The 26,972-nt window shown below is 49.2% G+C and carries 24 protein-coding genes; 10 read left to right on the forward strand and 14 right to left on the reverse strand.

Annotation, left to right across the window (positions count from 1 at the left end; translation table 11 throughout):
- Positions 1–153: 153 nt before the first annotated feature.
- Positions 154–750, reverse strand: a complete 597-nt coding sequence (locus tag AELLOGFF_RS01105) for a TetR/AcrR family transcriptional regulator (protein ID WP_159266931.1) — start codon at positions 748–750, stop codon at positions 154–156.
- Positions 751–948: 198 nt separating this feature from the next.
- On the opposite strand from AELLOGFF_RS01105, the gene AELLOGFF_RS01110 reads away from it, so the two are divergent.
- Together AELLOGFF_RS01110 and AELLOGFF_RS01115 are read left to right on the forward strand one after the other, a co-directional pair.
- Positions 949–1,269, forward strand: coding sequence for a 2Fe-2S iron-sulfur cluster-binding protein (locus AELLOGFF_RS01110; protein ID WP_159266932.1), 321 nt, complete (start codon positions 949–951; stop codon positions 1,267–1,269).
- Positions 1,270–1,355: 86 nt separating this feature from the next.
- Positions 1,356–2,738 carry a cytochrome P450 gene (locus tag AELLOGFF_RS01115; protein ID WP_159269234.1) on the forward strand — a complete coding sequence of 461 codons (1,383 nt, stop codon included), beginning with the start codon at positions 1,356–1,358 and terminating at the stop codon, positions 2,736–2,738.
- 38 nt (positions 2,739–2,776) lie between these two features.
- On the opposite strand, the gene AELLOGFF_RS01120 is transcribed toward AELLOGFF_RS01115, so the two are convergent.
- From AELLOGFF_RS01120 to AELLOGFF_RS01130, 3 genes are read right to left on the reverse strand one after another with little or no spacing between them, the layout of a single operon-like run.
- Positions 2,777–3,514 carry a hypothetical protein gene (locus tag AELLOGFF_RS01120; RefSeq protein ID WP_159266933.1) on the reverse strand — a complete coding sequence of 246 codons (738 nt, stop codon included), beginning with the start codon at positions 3,512–3,514 and terminating at the stop codon, positions 2,777–2,779.
- Entirely contained in the window at positions 3,492–3,923 is a 432-nt protein-coding gene (locus AELLOGFF_RS01125) for a hypothetical protein (RefSeq protein ID WP_159266934.1), read from the reverse strand. Before AELLOGFF_RS01125 ends, AELLOGFF_RS01120 begins: the two co-directional genes overlap by 23 nt.
- A complete protein-coding gene (locus tag AELLOGFF_RS01130) occupies positions 3,923–4,153 on the reverse strand; it encodes a hypothetical protein (RefSeq protein WP_159266935.1) in 231 nt (76 codons plus the stop codon). Before AELLOGFF_RS01130 ends, AELLOGFF_RS01125 begins: the two co-directional genes overlap by 1 nt.
- Before the next feature lie 254 nt (positions 4,154–4,407).
- Between AELLOGFF_RS01130 and AELLOGFF_RS01135 the strand changes: the two genes are divergently transcribed.
- On the forward strand, positions 4,408–5,367 hold the full coding sequence (locus AELLOGFF_RS01135; RefSeq protein ID WP_159266936.1) for an SDR family NAD(P)-dependent oxidoreductase: 960 nt from the start codon (positions 4,408–4,410) through the stop codon (positions 5,365–5,367).
- A 5-nt stretch (positions 5,368–5,372) separates the two neighbouring features.
- Here the strand turns inward: AELLOGFF_RS01135 and AELLOGFF_RS01140 are convergent, their stop codons facing one another.
- The 3 genes from AELLOGFF_RS01140 to AELLOGFF_RS01150 form a co-directional block, all read right to left on the reverse strand.
- Complete coding sequence (locus AELLOGFF_RS01140; RefSeq protein WP_159266937.1) at positions 5,373–5,672, reverse strand: TonB-dependent receptor; 300 nt, start codon at positions 5,670–5,672, stop codon at positions 5,373–5,375.
- A gap of 212 nt (positions 5,673–5,884) precedes the next feature.
- Positions 5,885–7,006: a DUF3047 domain-containing protein gene (locus tag AELLOGFF_RS01145; RefSeq protein ID WP_159266938.1), complete on the reverse strand. Its 1,122-nt coding sequence runs from the start codon at positions 7,004–7,006 to the stop codon at positions 5,885–5,887.
- A gap of 350 nt (positions 7,007–7,356) precedes the next feature.
- A complete protein-coding gene (locus AELLOGFF_RS01150; RefSeq protein ID WP_159266939.1) occupies positions 7,357–7,542 on the reverse strand; it encodes a hypothetical protein in 186 nt (61 codons plus the stop codon).
- 112 nt (positions 7,543–7,654) lie between these two features.
- Between AELLOGFF_RS01150 and AELLOGFF_RS01155 the strand changes: the two genes are divergently transcribed.
- On the forward strand, positions 7,655–9,127 hold the full coding sequence (locus AELLOGFF_RS01155) for an alkaline phosphatase PhoX (RefSeq protein ID WP_159266940.1): 1,473 nt from the start codon (positions 7,655–7,657) through the stop codon (positions 9,125–9,127).
- A 130-nt stretch (positions 9,128–9,257) separates the two neighbouring features.
- On the opposite strand, the gene AELLOGFF_RS01160 is transcribed toward AELLOGFF_RS01155, so the two are convergent.
- Positions 9,258–11,858 carry a TonB-dependent receptor plug domain-containing protein gene (locus AELLOGFF_RS01160; RefSeq protein ID WP_159266941.1) on the reverse strand — a complete coding sequence of 867 codons (2,601 nt, stop codon included), beginning with the start codon at positions 11,856–11,858 and terminating at the stop codon, positions 9,258–9,260.
- A 294-nt stretch (positions 11,859–12,152) separates the two neighbouring features.
- On the opposite strand from AELLOGFF_RS01160, the gene AELLOGFF_RS01165 reads away from it, so the two are divergent.
- The 3 genes from AELLOGFF_RS01165 to AELLOGFF_RS01175 all read left to right on the forward strand — a co-directional run bounded on the left by AELLOGFF_RS01165 (position 12,153) and on the right by AELLOGFF_RS01175 (position 15,341).
- Positions 12,153–13,025 (forward strand): bile acid:sodium symporter family protein, encoded by an 873-nt coding sequence (locus AELLOGFF_RS01165; RefSeq protein ID WP_159266942.1) that lies wholly within the window; start codon positions 12,153–12,155, stop codon positions 13,023–13,025.
- A gap of 76 nt (positions 13,026–13,101) precedes the next feature.
- Complete coding sequence (locus AELLOGFF_RS01170) at positions 13,102–14,289, forward strand: hypothetical protein (RefSeq protein ID WP_159266943.1); 1,188 nt, start codon at positions 13,102–13,104, stop codon at positions 14,287–14,289.
- A gap of 185 nt (positions 14,290–14,474) precedes the next feature.
- Positions 14,475–15,341, forward strand: coding sequence for an isocitrate lyase/PEP mutase family protein (locus AELLOGFF_RS01175; protein WP_159266944.1), 867 nt, complete (start codon positions 14,475–14,477; stop codon positions 15,339–15,341).
- Here AELLOGFF_RS01175 and AELLOGFF_RS01180 read toward each other — a convergent pair.
- Genes AELLOGFF_RS01180 through AELLOGFF_RS01195 form a run of 4 tightly spaced genes read right to left on the reverse strand, consistent with a single transcriptional unit; the run spans position 15,333 to position 20,557 of the window.
- Complete coding sequence (locus AELLOGFF_RS01180; RefSeq protein ID WP_159266945.1) at positions 15,333–16,109, reverse strand: ABC transporter ATP-binding protein; 777 nt, start codon at positions 16,107–16,109, stop codon at positions 15,333–15,335. The two genes, AELLOGFF_RS01175 and AELLOGFF_RS01180, sit on opposite strands and share 9 nt — an antisense overlap.
- The gene (locus AELLOGFF_RS01185; RefSeq protein WP_159266946.1) at positions 16,106–17,143 is read right to left on the reverse strand and encodes a FecCD family ABC transporter permease; all 1,038 of its coding nucleotides are present in this window, start codon (positions 17,141–17,143) and stop codon (positions 16,106–16,108) included. Before AELLOGFF_RS01185 ends, AELLOGFF_RS01180 begins: the two co-directional genes overlap by 4 nt.
- Positions 17,136–18,350, reverse strand: a complete 1,215-nt coding sequence (locus AELLOGFF_RS01190) for an ABC transporter substrate-binding protein (RefSeq protein ID WP_159266947.1) — start codon at positions 18,348–18,350, stop codon at positions 17,136–17,138. The genes AELLOGFF_RS01185 and AELLOGFF_RS01190 overlap by 8 nt, the downstream gene beginning before the upstream one ends.
- A complete protein-coding gene (locus AELLOGFF_RS01195; protein ID WP_159266948.1) occupies positions 18,344–20,557 on the reverse strand; it encodes a TonB-dependent receptor in 2,214 nt (737 codons plus the stop codon). Before AELLOGFF_RS01195 ends, AELLOGFF_RS01190 begins: the two co-directional genes overlap by 7 nt.
- Positions 20,558–20,689: 132 nt before the next feature.
- Between AELLOGFF_RS01195 and AELLOGFF_RS01200 the strand changes: the two genes are divergently transcribed.
- Positions 20,690–21,091 (forward strand): TraR/DksA family transcriptional regulator, encoded by a 402-nt coding sequence (locus AELLOGFF_RS01200; protein ID WP_159266949.1) that lies wholly within the window; start codon positions 20,690–20,692, stop codon positions 21,089–21,091.
- Positions 21,075–22,286 (forward strand): zinc metallochaperone GTPase ZigA, encoded by a 1,212-nt coding sequence (gene zigA, locus AELLOGFF_RS01205; protein WP_235035544.1) that lies wholly within the window; start codon positions 21,075–21,077, stop codon positions 22,284–22,286. The genes AELLOGFF_RS01200 and zigA overlap by 17 nt, the downstream gene beginning before the upstream one ends.
- Positions 22,287–22,535: 249 nt before the next feature.
- On the opposite strand, the gene AELLOGFF_RS01210 is transcribed toward zigA, so the two are convergent.
- Entirely contained in the window at positions 22,536–23,039 is a 504-nt protein-coding gene (locus tag AELLOGFF_RS01210) for a DedA family protein (RefSeq protein WP_159266950.1), read from the reverse strand.
- Positions 23,040–23,338: 299 nt separating this feature from the next.
- Here AELLOGFF_RS01210 and AELLOGFF_RS01215 point away from each other — a divergent pair, with 299 nt between their 5' ends.
- Positions 23,339–25,462, forward strand: a complete 2,124-nt coding sequence (locus AELLOGFF_RS01215) for a CSLREA domain-containing protein (RefSeq protein WP_159266951.1) — start codon at positions 23,339–23,341, stop codon at positions 25,460–25,462.
- Positions 25,463–25,550: 88 nt separating this feature from the next.
- Here AELLOGFF_RS01215 and AELLOGFF_RS01220 read toward each other — a convergent pair whose 3' ends face one another.
- Positions 25,551–26,831, reverse strand: a complete 1,281-nt coding sequence (locus AELLOGFF_RS01220) for a YncE family protein (protein WP_159266952.1) — start codon at positions 26,829–26,831, stop codon at positions 25,551–25,553.
- Positions 26,832–26,972 lie beyond the last annotated feature (141 nt).

Below are 26,972 nucleotides of genomic sequence, written 5' to 3' on the forward strand. Positions count from 1 at the left end.
AGTCCGGTATAAATAGGGTGTGGGAGGATTTTAAGGGAATAGTAGTGGTGGCGCAAATGATAAGCGTTATTATTTGATTGAGGTTTTCCCTGAGAACTCGAATTTTACTGAGCCTGCAGGTAATGATTAGCTGATGAGATTACAGGAGATAGTTTATTTTTTATCGTCAGGATCTAAGAAGTAGTTTGTGAATAAAGGCGTGAGAGCATCGCCTTTACCCCAAAGTGTCTCTGCACGATTTCCCAGTGCTACCCGAGTTGCTTCGCCGATAACGAGGTGGGCAATTGCCGCTCTGAATTCCTCTGGGTTGTGGGTTTTATTTTTGCCGGCCATGACTGACGAGGCGTAGATAATATCGATAAATTCGCCCATTTTTGTTGTGACTGGCCCACCGTCTTCCTCGGCCAGCATGGCGTGAACTAGCACACCACCCACACCTTTCTCTTCTAACTCTAGCTGACGCAGCACGCCAAAAATATTTTGCATGGTGGCTGCGTAGTCACCTGTCTGGTCAGAGATCGTGCTGATTAGACGCTCTCTAGCCATGCGCAATATGTCGTCAGTGACGGCGGCAATGAGCGCTTGTTTGGACGGGAAATGATGAAGTAATGATGGGCGCTTGATGCCACATCTTGCCGCAATGGCCTCTAGAGGGGCGATGATACCTTGCTCGGCAAACTCTAATCGAGCCGCTTGAATAATTCTTTGGCGGGTTTCTGGTGAGTCATTCTTTCGTTTGGGGCGCGCCATACTGCTCTCTGAGAAGTCGATTGGTTTGGATTGCTGATGTTGCTCATCAGCGTAGTGCAAGCCTATATCACTGCTGGCGTTTTGTCTGTTGACAATTAATCTACTCGATAGTAGATTAATTGAAAATAACTAATTAACTATCGGCCTAGTGACCTAAAGCATAGCGACTGACGCTTGGCTGGTATCAGTGAGGGGATCATGGCGAGTATTACTTTTGTGGAGCACGACGGCACGTCGCATGTGGTTGGCATCGAAGAGGGTAAAACCCTTATGCAGTTAGCCATGGACAATTCGGTGCCGGGCATTGATGCAGATTGTGGTGGCTCCTGTGCCTGTGGCACCTGTCATATTATTGTTGCCCCTGAATGGCTGAGCGTGGCTGGAAGTGCCAGTAGCGATGAAATTTTGATGCTAGATATGACGCCAGAAAAAGTGGATAGCTCGCGCTTATCTTGCCAAGTAACCGCAACTGAGGGAATGGATGGCATGGTGGTTAGCTTGCCTGAGTTTCAAATGTAAGGCTGTGAAAGTTAAAAGTTACGCGTTAATAAAATAATTAAAACTTAGATTAAGTTGAGCATCTTATGAGTATTAAGTCGGCAGTAATGGATTCGGGTATGTCTGTGTTAGAAAAAGGGGCGGTGTTTATTCCTCTTCCTATGCAGGTGAAGGGCATTCATTTATTTCAAAAAGCGAGGAAAAAAATATTTAATATTAAAGATTTTCCTCCGTTTATAGAATCTGAAATTCCCGACGTTGACAGCTTGGCGCTGGATGCTATCGATGTTAGTGACCCGTTTCTATTCAAGCAAAAAAAGTGGCAGTCGTATTTTAAACGCCTGCGCGATGAGAGTCCGGTGCACTACCAAAAGCAAAGTCCATTTGGCGCATTTTGGTCGATTACCCGCTTCCAAGACATTATGTTTGTAGACAAGCGCCATGACTTATTTTCTGCTGAACCCATTATCATGTTGGGAGATCGTCCCGCCGGTCTTCAGGCAGATACCTTTATTGCCATGGACCCGCCTAAACACGATGTTCAGCGCAAGGCGGTGCAGGGTGTGGTGGCACCGCAAAACTTAAAGGAAATGGAAGGGCTTATTCGCAGCCGCGCTGCAGAAGTTTTAGATAACCTGCCCATTGATGAACCCTTTGACTGGGTAGAGCGGGTATCTATTGAATTAACAGCGAGAATGTTGGCTACCTTATTTGATTTCCCCTATGAGCAACGCCGTGATTTAGCTGACTGGTCAGATGTTATTGGCGGTAGTGTGGAATTAACCGGTGGCGAGCCCACAACAGAGCAGGGGTTTTTAGCGGCTGCTGAAGTGGCAAGGGCATTTTCTGCCCTCTGGCGAGAGAAAAAAGCCAAGAAATTAGCAGGCGAAAAAATGGGCTTTGACTTGATCAGTATGCTGCTGGCCAATGATGACACCAAAGACATGATTAATCGCCCCATGGAATTTTTAGGCAATCTTGCCTTGCTCATTGTGGGTGGCAATGACACCACGAGAAATTCAATGACCGGCGGTGTGTTTGCATTGAGCCAGTTTCCCGATGAATTTATTAAGCTTAAAAATAATCCAGAATTGATACCCAATATGGTGTCAGAAATCATCCGCTGGCAAACTCCACTGGCCTATATGCGGAGGGTTGCTAAGGAAGATGTAGAGCTCAATGGTCAGGTCATTAAAAAGGGCGATAAAGTCGTCATGTGGTATGTGTCTGGTAACCGTGATGAGCGGGTTATAGAGAACCCCGATGAATTTTTGATTGATCGAAAAAATGCTCGCAACCATCTCTCCTTTGGCTTTGGTGTACACCGCTGTATGGGTAACCGTTTGGCAGAAATGCAGCTGCGCATTTTGTGGGAAGAGTTGTTAAAGCGTTTTGATGCCATTGATGTACTTGCAGAGCCAGAATATGTGCAATCAAACTTTGTGAAGGGCTATACCAAAATGATGGTGAAGCTCACCGCTAAGGCCTAATGTTATTAGGCGGGGAGATGAGCGCAATGGTGTAACGGCTATTGCGGCTGATGATGCGCCAAAATTTCATAACGCGATTTGGTGGCAATAATGGTGAGCAGTACTGGCATTAACTTATTCCAGTCGGTGCCGGTAACTTTAAAAAAACCGTAGGTAGCCAGCGCCAGCCAACCGGGCGGGCCAATCAGTTGCGCGATGGTTGCCGACAAACCTGTGTAGGCGGCATAGGGCAGGGTAATGCCAACCGCGTGGGTGGCAAAACCCAGTGCCGTGGTGGCGCCTGCATACACGGCATAGCCGGAGGCATTGGCAATGGCCAATACACTGGCGGCAGTGCGTATTCCGGTGATCTCTCGACTTTTTATTCCCGCTGCTTCCCACATGGGGGCGGCATTAAATTCTTCACTGAAAAAACGATCCCGTTGCATGGGGTTCATTTTGGTCAGCGCCGCAACAATAACCGCTTGCGGAATATAGCGTTCGTACTCGTCAACTAATGTGCAGTGTTTGTGGATACCCAATTTTTTAGCTGCGGCAGCCAGCAAGGCCTCATAGCTTGGGCAAGGCATTTCATTGCTAGCGTCTTGTCTAGTTACTCGCTTAACGCTGCGTTTAATACTGTGCCTAGTGCGGGAGTGATACATCCAGCGTATTTGTTCTGCGATCACCTCAGCCTTGGCTAAATCGTCATCAATGTCGCATAGCACCGCCATAATAGTGTGATCGCGGCTATCCCAGTCGGCGAGTAAGTGCTTAAGCGTCGTCTGATTTTTCACGACGTTTTTGTTCCATTAAAATTTCTGCACGTGAGCGCAGCGGGGCGTTATGCCGCAAGGCATCAAAGCCGTCATGCTGCTCTACAGGCTTGGCGGGAATTGAATCCTTGGATTTATTGAGGTCTTTATTGGTTTTACTGCGGTTCTGTTGGGCATCCTTAGCTAATTTCCGTTCCACAAACCATAGATAGCCGATTCCCGCTATTAACCAAGCGCACCAGCGAAAATAAAACGCTAGGGGAGCTAGGTCCAAGCGTTCGGTGGCAGAAAAAAATGCCAGTGCTTCTGAGTGAATCAAATTTACCGCCAAGATAAGGGCTGCGGTAACAATAAGGCCAAATGCGCGTCGTCGTATATGGCGGCGCCATAGTAAGTACAGCGCGCCGCTGCGTAAAATTGGAATCAACATTAAAAATTACCCAGTGTTAGCACGGCAATCAAGGCGGCAAGGCTATAGTTTTTTAAGCGGCCACGAAGTTTTAGCTCTTCGTCATACACCAGGATTTCAAGCTCATCGGGTGTTAATTCACCAGCGGTAATTCCTTTTAACGCGAGTTGTTTTTTAGCATTGCTGATGGCGCCTTCGCGGATACGTGCGCGGTATTTGGTGATGAGCTTGTTTTTGGTTGTGGTCATCATAAGGGCGAAGGCTGTGCTCGTTTGGTTGCAGGTGTTTAAGGGTATTCTAGCTTGCAGATGTCGCTATGGCGATACGCGCTCGCCAAAGTGGTAATCACTATTAAGATTCGGGAAACGATTGTCAATATCATCCGTTTGATTGATGGTGTGGTTATTGGCTGAGGTAGTAGAGTGGCGTACTTGACACAGCAAGATGTGAGCTTGCGGAAATGCCAACGTATAGCTGTCTGGTCAGAGGGGGTGTGGTAAGCGCGATGTTAAAAAATAGATGGCGCTTAATTCGCCGAGCCAAAATGGCGGAGTTACCTGATCTTCAAGGCCGCCACTTCCTTGTGACGGGGTGCGCACAAGGCTCGCTCGGTTATGCCACGGCTCTGCAATTATTAACTCACGGCGCCGTGGTGGCAATTACGGTGCGCTGTAATTGCAATGCCATTGCCGATGCTTTACGTCAGCAGCTACCAGCTTGCTTCCATAAAAATATCTATGCGTTTAACTTGGATTTGTCGCAATACGCATCGGTTGAAACATTTGTTGGTGGCTACAAAGCAACGGGCTTAGCCCTAGATGTTCTTATTAATAATGCCGGTATCCATCTCGACCTAATGTCTAAGTGGGCGTCGCCACAGCGCAGCGCTGACGGCTTTGAAATCCAGTGGCGAGTTAACTATTTAGGCACCGCCCATTTAACGTGGCGACTATTGCCCCTGTTACAAGTGTCGGCGGCGCAGAGTGGTGACAGTCGCGTGGTGAGCGTGGTGTCACAGCTCTACAAAAGAGGCCTTAATAGTGAGTTTGAAAATCCACAGCGGCCGTATAATTCGTGGAATGCCTATGGCCAGTCTAAGTTAGCGCTGGTGCATCTTACCGACAGTATTGATCAGCATTACGCTGAATGTGGGGTCACAAGTTATTGTTTGCACCCCGGGGCGGTGTACACCAACGTCGCAGGGAAAGGCTTAGCAAATTCAGGTGTGGTGGAGTTAGTGCGCAATGCTATGGCGCCACTCGAGAAGCTCTTGTTGAAATCACCGGCTCAGGGGGCGCAAACGCAGTTGTTTTGCGCGACGGCACCCAAAGAAAGGCTCGTTTCGGGTAAATACTATTGCGATCGTCGGCAAGTACCGATTAGTCCTCAAATGCGTGATTCGCTGGTTGCTGAGCAGCTTTGGTTCAATCTGCAGCGGTGGGTTGAAGAATACACTGCCGCCTAAGCGATTTAATTAGTGATGGATTTGTGTTTGCGCGGTGATCTTCGCGCTGGCATTGGCCGACTTTTACCTGCATTTTCTTCTGCGGCCATCATGTAAGTACTCACAATATCGATACCGCGGGTTTCGGTGTCGGTGCCGTTTAGGAAAAACTGTGCACTGCTCGCACCGGCTGCTGCTAACGCGGCGGTTAGATTGGCATCACCCAATGCAGAAGTTAAGCCGCCGCTCAGTACGATGCGATCTTCAATATCAATTTGATAGGCGTCTACCGTTATGGTTAAGCTGTCGATGGGCTCCAATACCACCCTAGGCGCGGTCGTTCTCGTTTTGAGGGAATTAATCGCTAAATGGGAAAAGCGGACATTCAAATAGAATTATGTATAACGCCTCATAGCCTAGTCTGAGGCGCCATCCCCTTTTACGGCACGAATGATAGGTGGTCGATTAAGCACCACCTGCGGTTTGTTGGGCTCCAGCAATCTGTGATTAAGAATTTGCTAGAATGGACACGTTTGAACTAGAAAATGGATTGCTGTGCTTCACGTGGCCCCAGCTTAATTTTCCGATATTTACACTTACCGTGCCCGCTTTGAAATGCAGAGTTAGCAATTAACCAAACAGCGACAATGCGTTTTGGCACCTCTCCGCCTATAGCCTTTATGTAATCGTCCTTAATACTGCGAGACTCATGGTGCCACATACTCAAACCATCTTCAGGTCGACGCAATACCCAATGCGTTTCACGTTTGTCCCACCAAGGTAACGGGCATTGAAAAATCGTATCGGCTGGCAATGTGCTACTCCACATATAAGTCAGGTCCAAGCCGTTTTCAAACTCAACAGCAATCGACAAATAATCGTGCGTCGGTTGCACATGCTCTGGAAGAGTTGACGGTAAAGCATCCACGAACCAGTCCCATGAGAATTGCATGTCGTCAGTCAACGGCTGATCAATTGGATACTTAATAATTCCAACATCACCATGTGTATCGCAGCAAAGAGCTGGTTCATCATCACCGCCTTTACGGTAAATCGACCCTTCACCTAAACGCCAGTAATAATGCCATCCTTGAGGAAGCTCTGGGCTGTCTTCTGCCCCTGAGCCAGAATAGATTTCAACGTCAATCGTACCGCTCATAGGGGGCGGAGGGCTTTCCGTGCTAGTTTCTCCAGCACGATTACCAAATGCACCCGGCAGCGCAACTTGGAAATACAGCCTTCCTCCCTTTGTGGAAGTAATCGTTCCCGTATCACTGGGAAGGCGATGAATGTCTCCATCGTCGACGCGATACCACAAGCAGGTTTTTGGCCCAATACTGACATTTAATGCTCGGGAGATAAACAAGTGGCCAGTTGCACTTACCGACAAAACTTCACCAGGAGATAATGTAATTTCACTGTCTTGCCATTGGTTGTCTGCTCGTAAAGTCATCCGCTGAAGCACTTTGCCCATAAGCGTTTTTGGCTGTTCAGTATTTCGTCGCTTGCGACGCTCTTCGCGTTGGCCAATAAACGGTAAAAAAACGCGTAGTGGCGAAGGCGCGTTTCGAATTGGCAGTGGGCCGGACTCTGCGGCCGGATATAGTTCTCCAACTAAACCTAGTGTTTTCGCGATTCGGTAGTCAATAGGTTGGCTCATTACTTTCCCTCGAAGGCATACATAATTGCATTGTTATTCGAATTTTCTCTGCCATATAGCTTAACCGGCAGCTTCTTTAGAATAGACAGATTACTTGGTTATTGTTTGACTTGGCTTCATTAGTTAGCGTTAAACGATGGCAGCGTAGGGAGTAAGACTTTAGTTGCAAAACTTTCCCGCCGAAAGGTAAGGCATCTTGCGGTTAGTACGAACAAGTAGCGAATTTAACACCGTTTAAACCTCATCTCATTGGACTAACCCCATAGCACTATTAATTGAAGATAACAGAAGTAAGAATAAGTCGCGGGATTTTCCGTTGCGAAAATATTACTTTGTTAGGCGGATATTTATCAAAAAATCGCCAAAGCAAAAATGCTTTTTATGACCGTTGACGCCTTCTGATACATCATGTCGAGCTCAGCGGCCGGTGTGTGGATTTTGTCGGACTTGGCTTTCCACGCGGTTATATTAACGGCTTGCAAGGCCTCTCTTGCAGAGTCACTGTAGGTCGTGGTTCCAACAGGGTAAGATGACATATTGCTGTCATTTTATTATGTTAAAAGGGTTTGCTGTTAAAGAGGTGGCTACGGTGTTAGATGTTACACATTGATACTCCAGCTGAATTATATGAAAGGGTGAGGAGTGCATGTGAATCCATTACTTAAAGAAGTCGAGCGTAAAGGTTGGTCACGCCGTGTTTTTTTGCGCAATTTATTGTATTCTGCTGGCAGTGTGGCAACGGCAAATTGGTTGACTGCCTGCGGGGGTGGATCAAGCTCTAGCTCCAGCGATGACAGTAACTTTGCCAATTTTTCAAGCAAATTTAAAACCATGGGCCCACTGTTAGAGCCCAATGACGACGGCATTCGTTTACCAGAAGGGTTTACCTCTAGACAGCTTGCGGTGTTTGGTGCGCCGCCTGTGCCGGAGGTTGATCCTTTATTTTTCTGGCATTCAGACCCCGACGGTGGTGGTACATTTAGGACCGAAGATGGTGGTTGGATTTACGTCAGTAATTCTGAAGCACGTGACCTGACCACGGTGCGTGCTCTGAATCCAACAGGTGTATTCCTTTCTAATTTGGATCGTGAAACAGCAGAGTTTCTGCCACCCTTTTTTGGTGGCGGCGTCAGTGCCTTGCGATTTGATGTCGAGGGTAATTTAGTTGATGCCTATCCTTGCCAGCGCGGCACCACTACCAATTGTTCTGGTGGTGCAACGCCGTGGGGAACATGGATTAACGGTGAGGAAATCTGGGACGGCAAAATGTTTGAGTGCAGTCCCTTACGTGATGGTGGTGAGTATGTAGAGCTACCTCGTTTTGGTCGCAAGGCTCACGAGATGGTTGCGGTGGATGCGGATAACCGCGCTATTTATCACACTGAAGATATCGACACTGAGACCGACCGTTTTTACCGTACGCTATGGGATTCAAGCAGCTGGCCAGTAGCGGATCAACGACCCGATATGGATGCGGGTAAATTACAGGTACTTTATGTGCCCGCTGGAATTGATGTCGCACGAGCTGGCCCTACCCCCATTGTGTGGAATGATGCGATTGATGATGGTACGCCCCAGCCAGCGACCGTAGACATGGTTGATGCAACCATTTTTGGCGGTAATGAAGGCGTTTGGAGCCTAAGTGGTTTTATTTTCTTCTCAACCAAGGGCGATAATAATATTTGGGTTATCGATGTTGAAGGGCAAACCATTGAAAGTATTTATGAACCCAGAAATGACGTTGCCGGTTCTCCCTTTGATAGCGATGAAGAGCCTTTAACCGGTGTTGATAATATCGCCATGACCTTAGATGGTGAAATGCTGGTAGTAGAAGATGGTGGCTATATGCGTTGTATGGTTTTATTGCCAGATCGTACCACCATTCCGCTGCTACAGTTGCCCGGCAGCGCGCAATTGACGGAAGTCACTGGCGTGGCCATTGCGCCTAGCGGTGATCGTATCTATGTTTCTGGTCAGCGCAGTCGGCCACTAGGTATCTTCCCGCCAGAGCTTGAACCCGGTTCGTTGATACCGACGAGGGTGGCTGGTGTGACCTACGAAATTCAAATGCCGTTTTCGGTGCGGGTAAGTTCGCCCATGGCCAAGCCCTTGGTTTCGTGAGGCTGTGAACGGGAGAGCCGTGGAGATTAAGGGCTAAACTTAAACTCAATAAAAAAGGCGCGCTGAATACAGCACGCCTTTTTTATAATTTCTCTAAGCGCCTTAAATAAGCGCTTGCTTCGTTATCGGTTTAAAAATCATAGGTGACGCCAGCAAAAAAGTAAGCGCCGTTAAAACCAAATGGCGCTGAGCGCCGCGAGTATAAAAACACGCCAGGTGAGTCAACAAAAACGTCACCGCTACCATCGGCGATGGTTCCTGCACGACTCTGGCCGATCCGATTTTTATCAGGATTTTCATCGAAGATATTGTTAGCTCCGACGTTCACGGTGACATCATCTTTTACGCGGTAACTCACATTGACGTCGGTTAATATTTTGGCGTTAAAGGTTTGCCGGTTTGTTGAGTTATCACAGCTGCCTTCACACACCGTGTATTCACCGTAACGATTGAAGGCAACGACCGCCGTCAGTTTTTCTAGTGAATAATTAAAACTGAGATTAATACGATCTTTGGGCTGCCATTCTTCGATAATGGAAATATCTTGTGGGCTGAATACATCGTCTGGATCTAGAGTAGACAAGCCGCCACCGGTAAAGGTGTCAGTAACTTCGGTCTCGGTAAAATTGGCGGCAAATGAAATGGCCAAATCACCTTCTCCTGCGGCCATCATGTAAGTACTCACAATATCGATACCGCGGGTTTCGGTGTCGGCGCCGTTTAGGAAAAACTGTGCACTGCTCGCACCGGCTGCTGCTAACGCGGCGGTTAGATTGGCATCACCCAATGCAGAAGTTAAGCCGCCGCTCAGTACGATGCGATCTTCAATATCAATTTGATAGGCGTCTACCGTTATGGTTAAGCTGTCGATGGGCTCCAATACCACCCCAAAGCTGAGGTTGAGTGATTCTTCTTCTTTCAGTTGGGGTATGCCAATGGCTTGCGCTACTGGGCTGTCGTTGCGGAAGGTGCCGCGCTCCTGTGCTACTAAGCCGCCCATGCCGTCAGATACAAACTGGGTGCTAATGTTATTAAAGTATTGTTGCTGCATAGAGGGTGCGCGAAAACCCGTGCTAATCGCGCCTCGAATACTGGCTCGGTCGGTTACTCTAAAGCTACTGGCTAATTTGAAATTGGCGGTGCCACCAAAATCATCGTAATCATCGTAGCGAATCGCACCACTGGCTAACCATGCCTCTGATATTTCGTATTCTGCGTCTACATAAAGTGACCAAACATCGCGACTTTCATCGAGCTCATTGCCGGGTTGAAAGCCGGGAAACACTTGTATGCCCGCGCTGGCATCGGCAGCGTACATTGACGTGCCATTGGCATCGGTGTCGTAGTCAAAGTAAGAGTATTCTTCGCCTGCGGTGATTTTATAGTCATCGCGCCGTAACTCGGCACCCCAAGCCACGCTTAATGCACCAAACAACTGGGTGAAATCGAGGTTGATGGTTTGCAGGCCTAGGCTAAGTTCGCCGGCGTCAGCACTTCTTGATGCATTTGCTCGAATATCGGCATCACTGAGATTTTGTCCGTAGCGCAATTCGTTGATATAAGAGGCATTCACGGAATTACTTATCATAAAGGCAAAATCGTTCCAGCCGACGGTGTAGGATAAATCCATGGTCATATCGTCGGCAAATTCGCGGCTATAACCCATGTTGGCCGAGAAGTCGTCAATCTGGGTATTGATTAACGGCAGGAAGCCATTGGGAGCAAAGGCCTCGCCATCAACTAAGGTGGGGTTGTTTTCGGTTTGATTGGCTCGGCGGTAAAATCCTGCCGAGGTACTTTCGCGGTCAGAGTAAGTCATAAAGCCGTAGAGCTCGCCTGAATCGAGTTGGTAGGCTGCGTTAAGGATGACGGCTAATTGTTCCGATTCTGCATCGCCAATTCTAAAATTTTGGCGAGGGAATGAGGCTTCTCGTGGATCGGCGGCCTCGTCGATTCCATCTGGGTCGGCGCTACCAATGCCATCGTTGTTGGCATCACAGCCGGCTAAATATTGGCATTGACCACTGAGCCCGGCCCGGTTGGTTGAGCCTCGATCACGGAGGTTTAGTGTCGCATTCACAAAACCATTATCGCCTAATGCAAAGCCCTTGTTGAGGTCGATATTAAGGGTTTCGCCATCTCCTTCGGAATACTCGCCGTATGAGACACCAATACGGCCTGCTTCGGGTTCGTCGCTAAGTACAATATTGATGACACCGGCAATGGCGTCAGAGCCATATTGTGCGGCGGCGCCATCTCGTAATACTTCAATTCGTTTAATGGCGGCTCCTGGCACTGCGTTCATATCAACGCCAGAGGTGCCGCGCCCCACTGACGTGTTAACGTGTATAAGTGCACTGGTATGGCGTCGTTTTCCGTTTATCAATACCAGTGTTTGATCTGGCCCTAAACCGCGTAATGTAGCTGGTCTGAGGGCGTCGGTGCCGTCACTGATTGAAGAGCTGGAAAAGTTAAATGAGGGAGCAAGTGATTGGAGCATTCGGCCAACTTCAGTTTGCCCAGTTTGGCGCAGGGTTTCGGACCCCAGTGAATCAACCGGAACCGGCATGTCGACAGCGGAGCGCCCCGGCTTGCGAGACCCTAATACCACCACTTCTTCAATCTCTTTTACGCTGCCGGAGGTGTTGTCCTCTTGTGCGTAAAGATCACTAGCTACGAGGGACAAAAGACAGATACCAATCGGTAATTGTATGGTTTTAATGTAGCTCATTGAGTTACCCCTTTATAATTTTTATTAGGATTTTCATAGATGATGGTGTTTGGTTTAAAGCTACTCACTATCACCTGTCTCTCAATATAGGGCAGATTTTAGTATTCACAAGCTCACCCCTTTGCTGAGTGACGTTATTGGTTAGCTTGGCGTGGGCATAATAAATCGTGCTGAATGCAGGGCTTGTGTATATTGAGAGGGGGAGGATAACTGTCGCTCAGTTTACAGATATCTAACTTGCGTCAATTTACACTGCGGTACCAGGTCTTGGCATTACAACAATAAGGAAAGTACATGGAACAGAACGTGTTTATTGATATTGGTTTGCCGGTGTCGTTATTTATTATCATGATTGGCATGGGCCTTGGCTTAACTGTTGATGATTTTGTAAAAGAGGCGCGGCATCCTAGGGCTTCAATCGTAGGTAGTATCGGCCAGTTATTGCTGTTGCCGGCACTGGGGTTTTTACTGGCTTGGGGCTTGACCTTACCGCCTGCCATTGCGGTTGGTTTGGTGATATTGGCAGCCTGCCCCGGCGGAGCGACATCCAATGTGATTACTTATTTAGCCAAGGGCAATGTGGCGCTTTCTATCGTTATCACCGCCATTGCAAGTGTTGCCACTATTGTCACTTTGCCGCTGTTGGTTAATCAAGCATTGAGCTGGCAGTTTGGTCGTGCAGCTAATGTAAGTATGCCGGTTGTCGACACAATCGCTATGTTAGTTATTATTGTTTTACTTCCTACCGGTATAGGTATGTTGGTTAGGGCAAAGGCTCCGATGATTGCAGCTAAATCAGAGAAAGCTTTTAATGGTTTTGGCGCAGTGGTGTTGCTCAGTTTGATTGTGCTGATATCTTACGGTTTACGAGACCAGCTTGTGGGGCTATTGGTGCAGGCGGGGCCTGCTTGTTTGCTTCTTAATGTGCTGGGTATTGGTGTCGGCTTGTTGTCTGCACGTCTTTCCGGTGTGCAACGCGCTGATCAGTTGGCGATTGCGGTAGAATTAGGTATTAAAAACAGCACTATTGGGATTCTGCTTGCGACCACAATTCTACATTCGCAGGAAATGGCCATTCCATCTATGGTATATGGTCTGACGATGTATTTATTTGGTGCCGGCTTGGTCGCCTATGGGCGAGCGACGATTGTGTCGAAAAAATCTTAGTGGGTATTGGCAGTAATTAGCCTTTAAAATGTGATTTATCTTTTTTAACTACATGTCTTTTGTTGGGTTTTGTTTAATGTCTCTTTTGTTTCGCAGTAATACACCATCGACTCGCCTTGCTTTAGCCATACTATGTTTGGCTTTAATCACTTTGTTTGCACCGTTAGCCAATGCGGATACTGGCGAAATGAGAGCGGAGTTAGATGTAGCTCATACGCGGCTGATTCAGGTTTTGGAAGAACACGGGACGGTCATTGGGGAAATGCCAGATGCTGATACGATTGAAGAAATGCATGTTTATATTGCTAACCTTCCTGATGATCAAGTAGCAGAGACCTTGGCCGACGTTGTTAGAGCGATTACCGATATAGAAAATGAAATTGAGCGATTAAAGACGGCCTCGCCCGAGGAAAGTGACGCCGCTGACAGTGAGTTGGCGCAGTTGCATGATCAGTTTTACGACATATATTCGACGTGCAGTAATACATTTTTTAAAAATAAAAAAGTCAAACAGCTCTTTAAGAATAGCCCTTGCGATGAATATGAAGAAAAGATTGATTTATGGGTATACGGTGCAGACAGCGAGGAGGAGAAAGTCGACCTTTACCAAGATGGTATTGCTAACCTTTCGAAGATCACTAAACAAGTGACCGGAAAGGGAGCGGAAGAGTTGGTTAAGATTTACGAGAAAATGAAGTCTTTTAATGAAAGTCATACAAGCTTGTCGGCGCTAGTTGTCGAGCGTGAAAGTTTAGAAAAACGTCTGTCCGCTATTGTTGAAAATTTGGATGGCTATCAAAGTAAAGCCGACAATTATAGTGATGACGCAAGTTTGAATTGTCGTGCTGAACAGGTTGATTTTGATTGCGGTAACCGCTGTGAGCGGCGAGTTAGGGATCCTATTTTGGGTACTTACCGTAACAAACCTGATATGGATTGTTTGAATAGTTGTAATTTTCAAGAGAAGAGAGCTATTGCGGATGTAAACGAGCAAATTGATGATTGCATTGATGAGCGCGACTGGGCGAGAGATAAATTAGAGGACATAGAATCGGATTATAATGCTGAGAGGTCACGCGGGATGGCTTTATCTAGTCAGTTCGAACAGGTGAAAGACCAAGTGAAAATGCTTTACGGCCGCAATAAAAATCTGAATATGGAGATAGGTCAATTTCTTGAACAATTGCATCCGCAGGTTTTTGGTATGATGGGCGATGAATTTCAGCATTACAGGATGAACGCGGTGTCTTATTGGGATGAATGATGATGCGTTTATATCAACTGCTTGGATAGTTTAAACTGGCTGTATAGAACGTAGATGTTTAAATCGCCACAAAAAATTTCTGGCTGGCAGCTAAGTTAGCGAATGGCTTGGTTTAGCGTTTAGAGCGATACACCTGTACGGCCCCTCTTTTTTTTGTAAAACAGATTACTTCACGGAATTAACCTATGTCTCATGCCTATCAATTACGTCAGCACTTGGCAAAACAACACTGTCTACGTGCGCCAGGCGTATATGACGGGCTATCGGCATTATTGGCCGAGCAGGCGGGATTCCAGTTGGGCTTTGTGTCGGGAGCGTGTATTGCTTTTGCTCGTCATGGCCGGCCGGATATGGGCTTGGTTTCTATGTCAGAAGTGGCCGATGTGGTCGCGGTGATGCGTGAACGAGTGAGTATGCCTCTGGCGGTCGATATCGACACTGGGTTTGGCAATGCCTTAAATGTTCAGCGCACGGTGCGGGTGCTTGAGCGGGCCGGTGCTTCGGCGCTACAGATTGAAGACCAAGTGATGCCCAAACGCTGTGGTCACATGGCGGGTAAGCAGGTGGTCAATGCAGATGAAATGGTAGGCAAAATCAAAGCGGCTTTAGATGCTCGGCAAGACGCCAATACCGTCATCATTGCACGAACGGATGCGCTAGGCGTTAATGGACTTGACGATGCGCTAGAGCGAGCAGAAAAATATGTGGAGGCGGGTGCCGATGTGCTGTTCATTGAGGCTCCCAAAACGCCTGAACAGATGCAGATTATCTCTCAGCAATTTGCCAGCCGAATTCCCTTGGTACACAACTTAGTTGAAGGCGGCGGCTCGCCAATCGACTCCGCTGATGGCTTGGAGCAACTAGGCTATAAAATTGCATTATACCCCGCAGCCTTACTGCATTTATTTGTACCGCAAGCTCAGGCCTTACTGTCTCATATTAGCCAGCACGGAAGCACTGGCGGTTTTGAGGGCTTAATTGATTTATCGAAAATTAATGATTTGTTGGGCGCGCCTGAATTGCTGCAACAGGGCGAAAAGTATTCAGTTTAGGTTTTTTTGTAGTTCAAATTGTTTTGTGATGGCGGAGAATTTAACGTCCCTGGTGTCAAACACGGCGGCGATCGCCCCCGTTTCTTGCAGCGAACTTGGGGTACCTGTAAGGCAGTTTCCTTTACCGTCCAATAGCCAAATAGTATCGGCAAGTTGTAATGACAGTTCCAGATCATGGCTAGAAAGCACGACAGTGGCTGAATTAGCTACAGCATATTGTTTTAGCATCATCATGCTGGCGACCCGTCCCGGTAAATCAAGAAAGGCGGTTATTTCATCTAGTAGCATGACTCTGGGGGCTTGCGCAACGGCTCTGGCAATCATAACTCGCTGTTTTTCGCCGTCGCTGAGATCGTCCAAATATCGTCCCGCTAAGTTTGAAGCATCGGCTAGCTTCAGCGCTTTTGCTACCAAGTCCCAGTCATGGTGACTAAGCTTTCCGCGCCAGCCTGTGTGCGGCTGCCTGCCCATGGCGACCGCATCATCCACGGTTAAGCCCAAGCCGAATTGGCGGTCAGTTAATACCACGGCAATGTGTCGGGCCCGTTCCACTGGATTCAGGGAGTGAACATTTTGGTCGTGAATTAAAACTTGCCCTGCCTTGGTGTTTTGCAATCCTGCCAGTGTGCGTAATAAGGTGGATTTACCTGCACCATTGCGACCTAGTAGGCAAACAAAGTTCCCCGGTTTAACGGCCATATCGAGGTGTTTTAGCACCGCGTCGTCGACGTCGGGATAACCCACACTGAGCTTATTAAGCTGGATCATGTTTGCCGCCTCACGCTGGAAGAAAATATCAATAGAAAAATAACCACCGGCGCGCCGACAATGCCAAGCACTGCATTAAGGTGCAGGAAGTGAACATCCCAGGGTAGGTGCACCACCAAATCAGCCGCTAAAGCCAAAACCGCCCCCGCCAGCGCAGAGAGGGGTAGCAGGGGGAGTATGTGCGCAGAGCGAGAAATCGCCCTAGCCAAATGGGGCACAATCAGGCCAAGGAAGGTGATGGGGCCACAATAGGCGGTGACCGGCGCCACGAGTAAAACCACCGCCAGCAATGTCATCCGTTGCAGTCGAATAACATCCGTACCTAAGCTGCGGGCGTAGGTCTCTCCCAGTAGCAAGGTGGTTAGGGCTTTGGCATTGATAACCGCTAAAACGATACCTGCGGTAATGGGCAACATCATCATGCCAATGTTGTCGAAGGTTGCGGAGGCAAAGCTACCGTCTGCCCATCCTGAATATACCTTGCCGCCTACTCTGTTAGCAAAATGGATAATCACGCTGACTAGTCCCTGTACTGAAAAGCCCAGCATTAAGCCCACCACCAGTAAAGAAATGGTACTTACACGACGAGACAGGGCCATCATGCCTAAAGCTGACAGTAGCACCCCCAGTCCCGCCGCAAGGGTTAAGCTTATCCCTTCAAAGACTTGAATAAATGCAATCGCTGCCGGGCCGACAAAACCTGCAGCGGCAACGGCCATTGCCACCCCGAGCTGGCCACCGGCGGTCAGCCCCAAAGACCAGGCATCCGCCATGGGGTTGCGAAAAAGCGTTTGCATCAAAACACCCGCAATGCCGAGTGCCGCACCTGCGAGCGCTGCCATAAGGACGCGAGGCAGGCGGATGTCTACGACGATGTGATCAATAATATTACTGCCGGAACTCTCCAGCAACGCGGCGATGACTTTTGGTAGATCAACAGTGACCTGCCCGATACTGAGGGACACCGCCGCCAAGGTGCATAGTAACAGGCCAAGTGCTGCCAACCCCGTGCCGATACGATGGCGATTAATCATAAAAGGGTTTGTCCGGTTGAATGTACATAAAAGAGGTGTCGTCACGTAGCTGTGGGTGGAGCATGTGAACCAGATCTCGGAGTACGCGGTCTGGCCGAATCACCGCGCCTTCGTAATAATCGTAGGCGTCTGCTTGGAGTTTATTCATACCGTCGATGGCGAACACACAGCCGTTGCGAAAGGCGCGAAATTGTTCCAAGGTTTTGCGATCACGAAAGACCTGGGAATGACTATCTCGGAGGATGGCGCAATCCGCATCGGCACCGCGAATGATCAGTTGCTCGGTGGCCAATTTTTGAAACTCATCACGTCTGGGGTCGTCGGGCTCCGCCAAGAGGTTTTGTCCATTGGCATCGCGCAGCAGTGCCGCTTCTGAATTTCGCACCGTGGCCATCCAGCGGCCACTGCCGCTGTACCACGCAGAAATTACATTCTTGCTAGCTTGAGCGGCGGCAGCGGTTTTAAGCGCGTCGACTTTTTCCGCCACCATCGCCACAAATTGCTCTGCGGCTTGGTCTTGCCCGGTCAGTAAGCCTAGCAAGCGGATGTATTCCACCTTACCCATGTAATGGGGTTCGGAATTGATAAACATCGGCAATACCGGCACGCCTAGGTCGCGAATCCGCGCCATTTGACTGCTGTGGCTGAGATCGCCCATGGCCATTAACAGTAGATCTGGTTCCGCAGCCAGCAGAGCATCAAGGATGGGCGGTATGTGCCAGCCATAACCGATCTGCGCTATCTCGCCTGCCAGTACCCGTTTGCGAATCGAGTCGTTGTAGGATTTGGGGCCACCCACGGCAACCAAGCGGTTGTCTTCTTCCAGCGCGGTCAACATGGCTTCAAACGGCGCCAGATTAACTGCAATGCGCTCGACGGGTATGCGAATAAGCTGTGCGTCCGCGAACTCACCTTCCATGGTGGGTACAGGCCTGTCTTTAGGTACCAAGAGAATGCGGGCGCGTTGTTCCGGTCCGGTTGCTTCACTGCCCCAGGTTGCGATGCTGGCCTTCAGGTCTATTATCCACATGCCGTCCTGTTGGACGGCGCTGAAGGTTTTGGCAAAGTTTAAGTTCATTGCCACAGCGTTGTTGTTTCCGGTGTCGGCTGCTGTGTCGACCGCGGGTGAAATAGGGTCGCTATTTTTCTCACAGGCAACCAAAAGCAGGGACAGGCACAGCACCCATCCGCTTATGGACTTTACCATTTGTACTCCACAGAGGCTCTTAGCTCGCGCTCCGGTCCCGGTGTTGCATAAGTGGGTGCAGTTTGATCACCAAAGTAGAAATAATATTCCTCATCTAAGGCATTCAGGGCAGTGAGTTTGAAGGTGATATCAGGCCACCAGACTGGATAGATACTCGCGCCAAGGGTTAATAGATCGTATTGCCCACCATCAACTCGATTATCCTGTGTAATTTGGTAATCGCCATAGTATTCGTAGACTGCACGTAACTCGATCCACGGCGCTAAACGATGATCGTAAGAGAGGTAGTAGGTGTTTTGGGCGACACCTACTGGTGTGGTGCCAGAAAGGTCGATCACCGTGCCCCAACTATTTATGATGTATTCATCCCATTCGGGATCGATATAACTTGCCGATACGGCGAGGCGTGCATCCTGTGTGAGCAGATAAGCTAAAGAAAATTCAAACCCCCGACTTTCATAGCGTTGGCCGTAGCTAATCAGATTGGATGGTTGGCTGAAGTCATCTTCTGCTGCGGGGTTGGGTATTGTTGAGCGGCGGTCTTTTTGAACTGTTTGGAAGATGGCTACTTCCAATTGCAGTCGATTGTCTTCCGTCGCTGTTTTTAGGCCAATTTCATAACTGTCGATGGTCGTTGGCTTATTCTCGGGGCGCGCGTAATTCGCGGGATTCCACTCAAAGATGGGACCGAAGTTGGAGTTAAAGCCTCGACCATAAGAAAAGTAGAGGTTGCCGATGGCGCTATCCCATGCGAGGGCAAAACGGGGCGAGATAGCATCGGTATCGCCGCTTAAGTCACCGCTGGCAGAAGAGCCGGCTACGGGGTCGAATTCTGCATCGCGCTTGAAGGCGTCATAGCGGATGCCCAGCGTTGCAGTGAGTGTATTCGTTAAGCTGATTTCATCTTGAACGAAGATACCCCAAGCGGTATTTTCCACCTCGTTATCACTGAAGGGAAGGTCGACCACAAAGCAAGGGTGGTCTCGGTTGATCACTTGCCCTGTGGCGTAATCCACCTCAATGAGGAAGAAGTTAAAGCCACACTCTGCAGTAAAACCATGTTGGCCAGACCACATATCTAATGCGGAGGAGGTTGCGTGGTCGAAGCTCATGCCTGCCACCACATTATGTCGCTCACTTTGCCAATGTAGACTGCCATCGAAAACCGCTGCGTCCTGTTCTTTTTCGCTGCGAAAGCCGTTGACGGCGTAGACGTTCCGGTCGGGGGCAAAGCCAAACGCATCATAAAAATTCAAATTATTATCACGCTCACTGTGGCGCAATTGCAGTGAGGCAGAAAGGGCAAGATTTGCGTTTAATGAATGGTCGATCTTCAGGGTTCCAAACCATAATTGCTGGTCATCTTTAGGTGTGCCGAAGCCCAAGAATGCCGTTCGTCCACCCGCCACAGGTAGTAAATTGCCCTCATTGTCGAGCGGGATACCGTTTGTGATGCCTTTATCGGATTCATAGTAGTTTAGGTAGGCGGTGATATCAGTCCGGTCGCTAATCGGCATTTCTATTTTGCCAAACAAGTTTAGCTTGCTGTAGCCGCCGCGCTCGCGCCAACCGTCGTATTCGTCAATAGTGGCGTCGAGCAGTACGCCAACGCCACTGTCTAGGCGACGCGTAAGCGATCCCTGTCCCTTGACGTAGCCATTGCTTCCGCCGGTCAGGGACAACTTGTTCTCGTCCCCCTCAACTCGGCGAAGGATGTAGTTTGCCAGCCCGTATACCGCGCCACGCCCATACAGTGTCGAGCCCGGTCCTTTAACAACTTCAACCCGCTCGACAACGCCGTAAGGAATCTGGTCCAGTGGTGCTTCTTCAAAAACGCCAACGTAGGGCACACCATCAATCAAGGCGAGGTAGCCGTCGGTGCCTGAAGAGCCGCGGAACGATACAAACGGAAACACGTCGCCGCCGCCTTCGCCGCGTCGAAAGGAAATTCCAGGTACGCCTCTAAATTCGTCTGTGCCGTAGGTAAAGCCTTGCTCTAATAGCGCTTCCATTTCTTGTACGCTAATTGACACGGGAACGTCCTGACGGTTTTTTTCCGTGCGCGTTGCAGTGACAGTCATGGTCTCCATTTTTTCCGATTCATTTTCGGCGGTGTCACTTGCCAAAACAGAGAGTGGTGATGCCAGAATAAGCATCGTCAGACCTAACCCCCTCAAAACTGCCGACTTCCCTATATAGTGTTTCAAGCCCTTCTCCTGTTGTCATTTTGTTGGTAATTGTTACTTGCCGGAATTTGGTCAACCATTTATGATATGTTATATCATAACGATGTATGGATTCAATTAACATTGAGTTACACAGAAGGCGACTGAACCGCTATGGCGTTACCGAAAGACATTCCTGCAACACCGTATATGAATGAGCAGCAACTGGCGTTTTTTTCCAGTCACTTACTCACTTTGAAATCGGAAACTCTAGCTTGTATTTACAGGGCACAGAAAAGCCTCAGTGATCGTCCGGAGCTTAACGACGAGGCTGATCTGGCCCAGTACGAAGAAGAATCCCGCATGGCGTTGCGTATTGTGGATAGAGAGACAAAATTACTCCCCAAAATCGATGCCGCTTTGGAGCGCATTCGCATAGGGGATTATGGCTACTGCCTTAGCAGTGGCGAGCCTATTGGCACAGCGCGTTTGCTGATCCGTCCCACCGCTGAATATTGCGCAGAAGTTAAAAAACAAATGGAAGAGAAGGAGAAACACTATGGCAGACGCCGCTAATATGTTGCCGGTTACGGTTTTATCTGGCTTCCTCGGTGCAGGTAAAACCACCGTGCTAAGTCATGTTTTAAACAATCGAGATGGCCGCCGAGTGGCGGTGATCGTGAACGATATGAGCGAGATCAATATCGACGCGAGCGCAGTGCAAAATGAGGTTGAGCTCAACCGCAGTGAAGAAAAACTGGTGGAAATGAGCAACGGCTGTATTTGCTGCACCCTGCGGGAAGATCTGTTGTTGGAAGTCCGTCGCTTGGCCAGCGAAGGTCGTTTCGATTATCTGCTCATTGAGTCCACCGGTATTTCCGAGCCGCTGCCGGTAGCTGAAACTTTCACCTTTGCTGATGAAGACGGGGTTAGCCTGTCTGATGTTGCCAAGTTGGATACCATGGTCACGGTGGTGGATGCGTTAAATTTTCTTAAAGATTATGACGAGGCTAAATTCCTACAGGAAACCGGCGAACATTTAGGCGAAGAAGATCAGCGCAGTGTTGCCGACCTACTTGTGGAGCAGGTGGAATTTGCCGATGTGCTGTTAATCAGCAAAACTGACTTGGTCGATGAGGCCACCTTAGACCGTCTTATAGCTGTACTGAAAACCCTGAATACCGAAGCTGAAATTGTTCCAATTCTCAATGGTGACGTAGATATTGGTCGCGTATTGGGTACAGGAAAATTCAGTTTTGAGCGCGCTCAGCTAGCCCCTGGCTGGCTGAAAGAAATGCGTGGTGAACATGTTCCCGAAACCGAGGAATACGGCATTGCCAGCTTTACCTACACCGCTAGAAAACCTTTTCACCCACAAAAATTTCATGACTTCCTTCATGGTCAGGACATACAAGGCAAGCTGATTCGCTCCAAAGGTTATTTTTGGCTTGCCAGTCGTCCAGAGTTTGCTGGGCAGTGGAGTCAAGCAGGAGGCATGGCGCGTCACGGCTTTGCCGGTATGTTTTGGAAAGCGATTCCCGAAGATCGCTGGCCAGAGGATGAAGAATATCTCGCCTCTATAAGAAGCAACTGGCAGGAGCCTTTTGGCGATATGCGCCAGGAGCTGGTGTTTATTGGTCAAAACCTCGACAAAGATCACTTTATTAACACTTTAGATAGCTGTCTGCTAAGTGATGAGGAAGTCTTAGCTGGGCGTGAACATTGGGAGGCCTTGCCTGATCCATTCCCTACGTGGCAGGCCCCAGCTTGATGCCTTAACGTTATGGCAATATAGCCAGTGCGTAGGTGATTGACGCAATGATGATTGGCAAGGTGCTAATCATCATTGCGAGCTAGGTGTTAATGGGATGGATGGTGCGCTGAAGTAGGCAAAAAAGTGAAAGGGCATGAGTGTGGCATTTCTTAATTTTTAATTTTTCTGAAAAAGATAAGTCATCGCACTGCTGAATAAATGGAAGATCTCTAGTTGCTTCCAGTTATTCATAGGCACAGCAAGAGATCAGTTTATAACGTTATCCACGCCTGTGATAATTAAGCCTAGGCCTATAGCCCATATTGCGCAGGCAATAATATCAAAAATAAAATAACGCCAAGCCGGAAAGCCGCTGATACCTGTCAATAATGGAACAATACTTCTGATGGCGGTTAGTAGGCGACCAAGTAATATTGCTCCCCAGCCATAGCGTTGAATTAAGTTTTCAGCCTTATGCAAACTTGATGTGTATCGAAGCGCAAAGCGTGATTCGTGAAAGCTAGGGCCAAGCAGTCTGCCAAGATGAAAACCTACATTATCTGCAAGCAAGGCGCCAAAAAAGGCGGCGGTGGTAATTTCCGTTAAGCTCGCTATCCCTTGCGAAAAGATGAAGGTAGTGACGACGACCAGAACGGCTCCTGGAACAAATAGCCCTAATAATACAGTGGCTTCACAAAGGGCATTTAAAAACACAATGGCAAGCGCGTATTGCGGGTTGTTCAATAGCATTGATGTCAGTGTGTCTGTCATGGTTTTAGTTATCCGCCCCAGTCGTTCAGCTCTTTAATGGCAATCTCTTTAGCTACGGAGGGCGCTCTCTGCGTGAGTACGCCAAAGTCCTACTAGCTTGATGTTCAATCACTCGTCTTGCAAATATTTTCGTTTAGTTTTGATTTTTTACTTTAAAACGCTAAACAATATTTTTAGGGGATTTTATAACGACTCCGTTTCTGAGATTGTCATCATGGCGTTAATCCTAGCAACAGGCTATCTTTAATATTCTAGCTATCCTGAATATCACTGCTAATTTAGCTGTTACGAGGTGAACGATGAAGCGTAGAACCGTTATCGACCAACCCCCAACTCGACTTACCGGCGTTGTCATGTTGTTCATATTAATGGCGTCGCTAGTAAGTTGTGGCGGCAGCGGTGGTGGCGGATCGACGTTATCATCTATCGTAGTAAACAGTCTACTGGACGAAGCCTCACCCTCGGGTGACACCGTAACCCTGCGTTCTGCGATTGCTGCCGCGTCGTCAGGGCAGCAGATTACATTTGATCCGAGTCTTGATGGTGGCACGATCGATTTAAGCGTTGTGGGTGAAGAGCACACGGTACTCGTCGGTGAGGTGTTGGGCTTTGATACCGCAAATAACATCTCCTTTCTTATTGGCTATTTTGATCGGGATTACGGCCGATCAGCACTTTTTGCGGCCAAAGATCTCATCATCGATGCCTCGAATCTGAGCAATGGGATTACGCTTAACTGGAATGGCACTGAGCCTGCGCGGATTCTGGCGGTGGATGGCGATCTTACGCTGAGCAATGTTGCGGTCACCGGCGGCCATAGTATGTTTACTACCGCGGCAGATGTTGGTCAGCACCCCGACGACGAACAGGCCTCAACCTTGGCAAGAGGCGCGGGACTCGCAGTCTGGGGCGTTGCCACCTTGCGTAATTGCCGCATTTACGACAATCACGCCGTGGGTGATGATCAAGATACATCGCGGGATGGCGGCGCCTATGGCGGCGGGGTCTATGCCGATACGGTTGTGATGGAAAATTGCATTGTTAGCGGCAACACGGTGTCTGGTGGCGGCGCGGCTGGGGGTGGTGTGTTTGCGGTTGGCGGTCGTGATACTGGGGTCGCGGTGTCGTCTATTAGCCAATCGGCGATTACAGAAAATCGTATTACGGGGCTTTTTGCCTACGGTGGCGGCGTGTATTCAGACGGCGGTGGCATCGGTCTGTCGACTAGAATTCATGTCAGCAACAGCACCATTGCACGAAATGTGGTTGAGCCCCTGCTGCTGCCCAGCTTTTTGTTTAGCCTGCTTGATATTGGCTACTGGCGCGGTGGTGGAGTGTATATGTCCAACGGCTATATGCAGATTAGGGGCAGTACTATTGTCGAGAATCAGGTGTATGGAAAGCCGCGAAATACCGAGATCGACAAACCGAATCTGGCGGGTGGTATTGCCGCAACCATCGGCAATGCCCATGCCGTAGAAGATATGATCATTGGCCAATCTATTGTTGTCGACAACACCGTGCATGAGATTGGCGGCGTGGACGCCAGTGGCTATACGATAGCGCGCAGTTATTCCCATGATATTTTTACTGGCTCGGTATTTGAATTCCGCAGCCTCGGTTACAACCGCATTGGCGTTATCGACTTTAGTCAGATACTGGTGCCCATTGGCGAGCCGGCGTGGGCATCGCTGTCGCGCAAGCACTATCCGCAAACAAACGATATCGACGGTGTTGTCGGCGCAGAGGTGCTAGGCGATGAGACCCGTTCCGCGTTTATCCCCTCGGCTGGCCTTGAGTCCGATCCCTTCGCGGTACTCTACTATGCACCTGTGGGCACTGCTTTGAATCAAGTGCCTGGCGATGACTACCTTCTCACCGAAGTGCTTGGCGAGTTAGACGGCCCTGAAAATGAAGGCATGACACCGCTGCTTTTACCTCTGGTACTTGACCGAATTGAAGCAATCTATGCGCAAGTCGGGTTTGTCAGTGAGTTTAGAGACTACTTTGAAAACTACCTGGCGGATATCGATTCTGATACAGAGGGCGCCCAGCAATATCGCAACTGCGATGATGTGTTAATAAATACCCTTGAGCAGGCTTTTTGGTGTGGCCCGTCTCAAACTTGGCCCCAAGAGGAATACAACTTCGCCTATATCGAATTTTGGCATCATCTCGACCGGGCCCTAGCGGGCGAGATTGCCGCCGTGAATGTCGATCAAATTACCGATCTCGGGCCGGCGGTAATCAATGATGACGTTTGGACCGAACTCCTTGGCGCCAGCGGCGGTAGCTTTAACGGCATCACCGTCCGCCTCAGCGAACGCACTAGCAATGTGAGTTTACTGGCGACTGATCAACTCGGTCAAGCACGGCCAGCAAATGCGCTTGGCGACATTGGCGCGATTGAAGTGGATAACTAACTGGGCAATCGAGGCGAAGCCCAAGGCGAGTTTTTACTCTGAGCCCCCGCTCCCCTAAAAAAAAGAAAAGCGTGATCCAGTCAATTTTTTAACGCATGGGCAACAGCAATTTGCCCGTGCGTATTCTTTGCGGGTGGTTGCCAACCGGCACGGTGGCGACTAGCTCAGCGGTTTCAAAGTCGATGACAACAACGCTGTCCTGCTCGCTGCTCGACACGTAACAGTGCTTACCGTCTTCGCTTTCGGTGGACCAGTATGGCTTAGATCCCAGGGGTTCTTCAGACAGCGTGACAATGGTGTACTCAAAACTCTCCCGATCCACTATCGCCGCATAGCCAGACATCGTGCCCGCAACGCATAGCTTGGTGCCCGCGTGGTTTAGCGCCAAACCGTGGTGGGCGGAGTTAAGTTGGTATTGGCTCAGGGGCATGGCTTGAATCTGCGGTGGTACCGGCAGTTCAATATGACGAGTGATGCGGTGCGCTTTTAGGTCGTATTCAAAGAAGCCGTGAAAAAAGGAAATTTGCATATAGGCGTAGCTTTCATCCGGCATAATCGCCATTGGCCGCACGGCAGAATCGACCCAGTCCATGCCGTATTCCTCAAGCTTCTCGCGCATATCCACGGTTTTGAGTACGTCATAGGTGTTGGCGTCGGCAACCACAAAGCGACGTTCGCCCTTAAGTCCATCTAGCCAGTCGGCCGTGGTGGGAACGAACACGCGACCAATAGAGGCGTGATAAATACGTTGGCCGTCTTTGGAGTAGTTACTTTCGTGAGGCTGGTCGCCGGGATAAAAGTTATCGACGATGTCGCCGGTCGCGGTATCAATGGCGTGAACCACGCCGCCGGTAGACGCAGAAATTAGAAATATCTTGCCGTCTGGCGAAAGCGCCGCATGGTCAGAGCGAACGCCCTTCACTTTAGTGCGCCAAGCGATTTTTCCCGTTGTCACATCCAGCGCAATGGCGTCGGCAAAACTGGGGCGGGACACAAACAAGTAGCGGCCATCTTTAGAGGGGAAGAGGTCGTCGACTAACTGGTCATTGCCTTCGCCAATCACAGTGCGAATAAACCGCGCGGCAATGCGCCGGTAGAGGCTGTCGTTAATCTCGGCAAAGCGTTCGTCGATATCTGGCACTAGATTGTAGCGCGCTAAAATCTCAAAGGACTCGGGGTCGAACACCTCGGCGGTGCCGTCCCAATTGCTGCCTACCACCACGGCGCTTTGCAGCGCTGTGGTGCTCAGTTCAACGGGCGCATTGGCCGCAAGCACAGGGCCAACCGGTTTCAGCGGGCGGCTAATCAGAAACAGGCCGATGGCAATAACCACCAGTAATGAAAGTAATACAGTCTTGATCAGTCGCATCGCTACTCTCTTTGTTATGCAAATGGGCGCGTCTATCGCACCTGAATGTGCGCGATGATAACAAATCTGCAGGTATATAATTGTCAATTAGATGACAGTTTGTTTTGTGGCTTGTGGCTTGTGGCTTGTGACAAGTCATTT

This window comes from Zhongshania aliphaticivorans (genome assembly GCF_902705875.1).
In the GTDB taxonomy this organism is placed as follows: domain Bacteria; phylum Pseudomonadota; class Gammaproteobacteria; order Pseudomonadales; family Spongiibacteraceae; genus Spongiibacter; species Spongiibacter aliphaticivorans_A.

Coding starts and splice junctions, on each gene's coding strand:
- AELLOGFF_RS01105 (WP_159266931.1), bottom strand. CDS start 750: ATGGCGCGCCCCAAACGAAAGAATGACTCACCAGAAACCCGCCAAAGA.
- AELLOGFF_RS01110 (WP_159266932.1), top strand. CDS start 949: ATGGCGAGTATTACTTTTGTGGAGCACGACGGCACGTCGCATGTGGTT.
- AELLOGFF_RS01115 (WP_159269234.1), top strand. CDS start 1,356: ATGGATTCGGGTATGTCTGTGTTAGAAAAAGGGGCGGTGTTTATTCCT.
- AELLOGFF_RS01125 (WP_159266934.1), bottom strand. CDS start 3,923: ATGTTGATTCCAATTTTACGCAGCGGCGCGCTGTACTTACTATGGCGC.
- AELLOGFF_RS01130 (WP_159266935.1), bottom strand. CDS start 4,153: ATGATGACCACAACCAAAAACAAGCTCATCACCAAATACCGCGCACGT.
- AELLOGFF_RS01135 (WP_159266936.1), top strand. CDS start 4,408: ATGTTAAAAAATAGATGGCGCTTAATTCGCCGAGCCAAAATGGCGGAG.
- AELLOGFF_RS01145 (WP_159266938.1), bottom strand. CDS start 7,006: ATGAGCCAACCTATTGACTACCGAATCGCGAAAACACTAGGTTTAGTT.
- AELLOGFF_RS01150 (WP_159266939.1), bottom strand. CDS start 7,542: ATGTCATCTTACCCTGTTGGAACCACGACCTACAGTGACTCTGCAAGA.
- AELLOGFF_RS01160 (WP_159266941.1), bottom strand. CDS start 11,858: ATGAGCTACATTAAAACCATACAATTACCGATTGGTATCTGTCTTTTG.
- AELLOGFF_RS01165 (WP_159266942.1), top strand. CDS start 12,153: ATGGAACAGAACGTGTTTATTGATATTGGTTTGCCGGTGTCGTTATTT.
- AELLOGFF_RS01170 (WP_159266943.1), top strand. CDS start 13,102: ATGTCTCTTTTGTTTCGCAGTAATACACCATCGACTCGCCTTGCTTTA.
- AELLOGFF_RS01175 (WP_159266944.1), top strand. CDS start 14,475: ATGTCTCATGCCTATCAATTACGTCAGCACTTGGCAAAACAACACTGT.
- AELLOGFF_RS01180 (WP_159266945.1), bottom strand. CDS start 16,109: ATGATCCAGCTTAATAAGCTCAGTGTGGGTTATCCCGACGTCGACGAC.
- AELLOGFF_RS01185 (WP_159266946.1), bottom strand. CDS start 17,143: ATGATTAATCGCCATCGTATCGGCACGGGGTTGGCAGCACTTGGCCTG.
- AELLOGFF_RS01190 (WP_159266947.1), bottom strand. CDS start 18,350: ATGGTAAAGTCCATAAGCGGATGGGTGCTGTGCCTGTCCCTGCTTTTG.
- AELLOGFF_RS01200 (WP_159266949.1), top strand. CDS start 20,690: ATGGCGTTACCGAAAGACATTCCTGCAACACCGTATATGAATGAGCAG.
- zigA (WP_235035544.1), top strand. CDS start 21,075: ATGGCAGACGCCGCTAATATGTTGCCGGTTACGGTTTTATCTGGCTTC.
- AELLOGFF_RS01210 (WP_159266950.1), bottom strand. CDS start 23,039: ATGACAGACACACTGACATCAATGCTATTGAACAACCCGCAATACGCG.
- AELLOGFF_RS01215 (WP_159266951.1), top strand. CDS start 23,339: ATGAAGCGTAGAACCGTTATCGACCAACCCCCAACTCGACTTACCGGC.
- AELLOGFF_RS01220 (WP_159266952.1), bottom strand. CDS start 26,831: ATGCGACTGATCAAGACTGTATTACTTTCATTACTGGTGGTTATTGCC.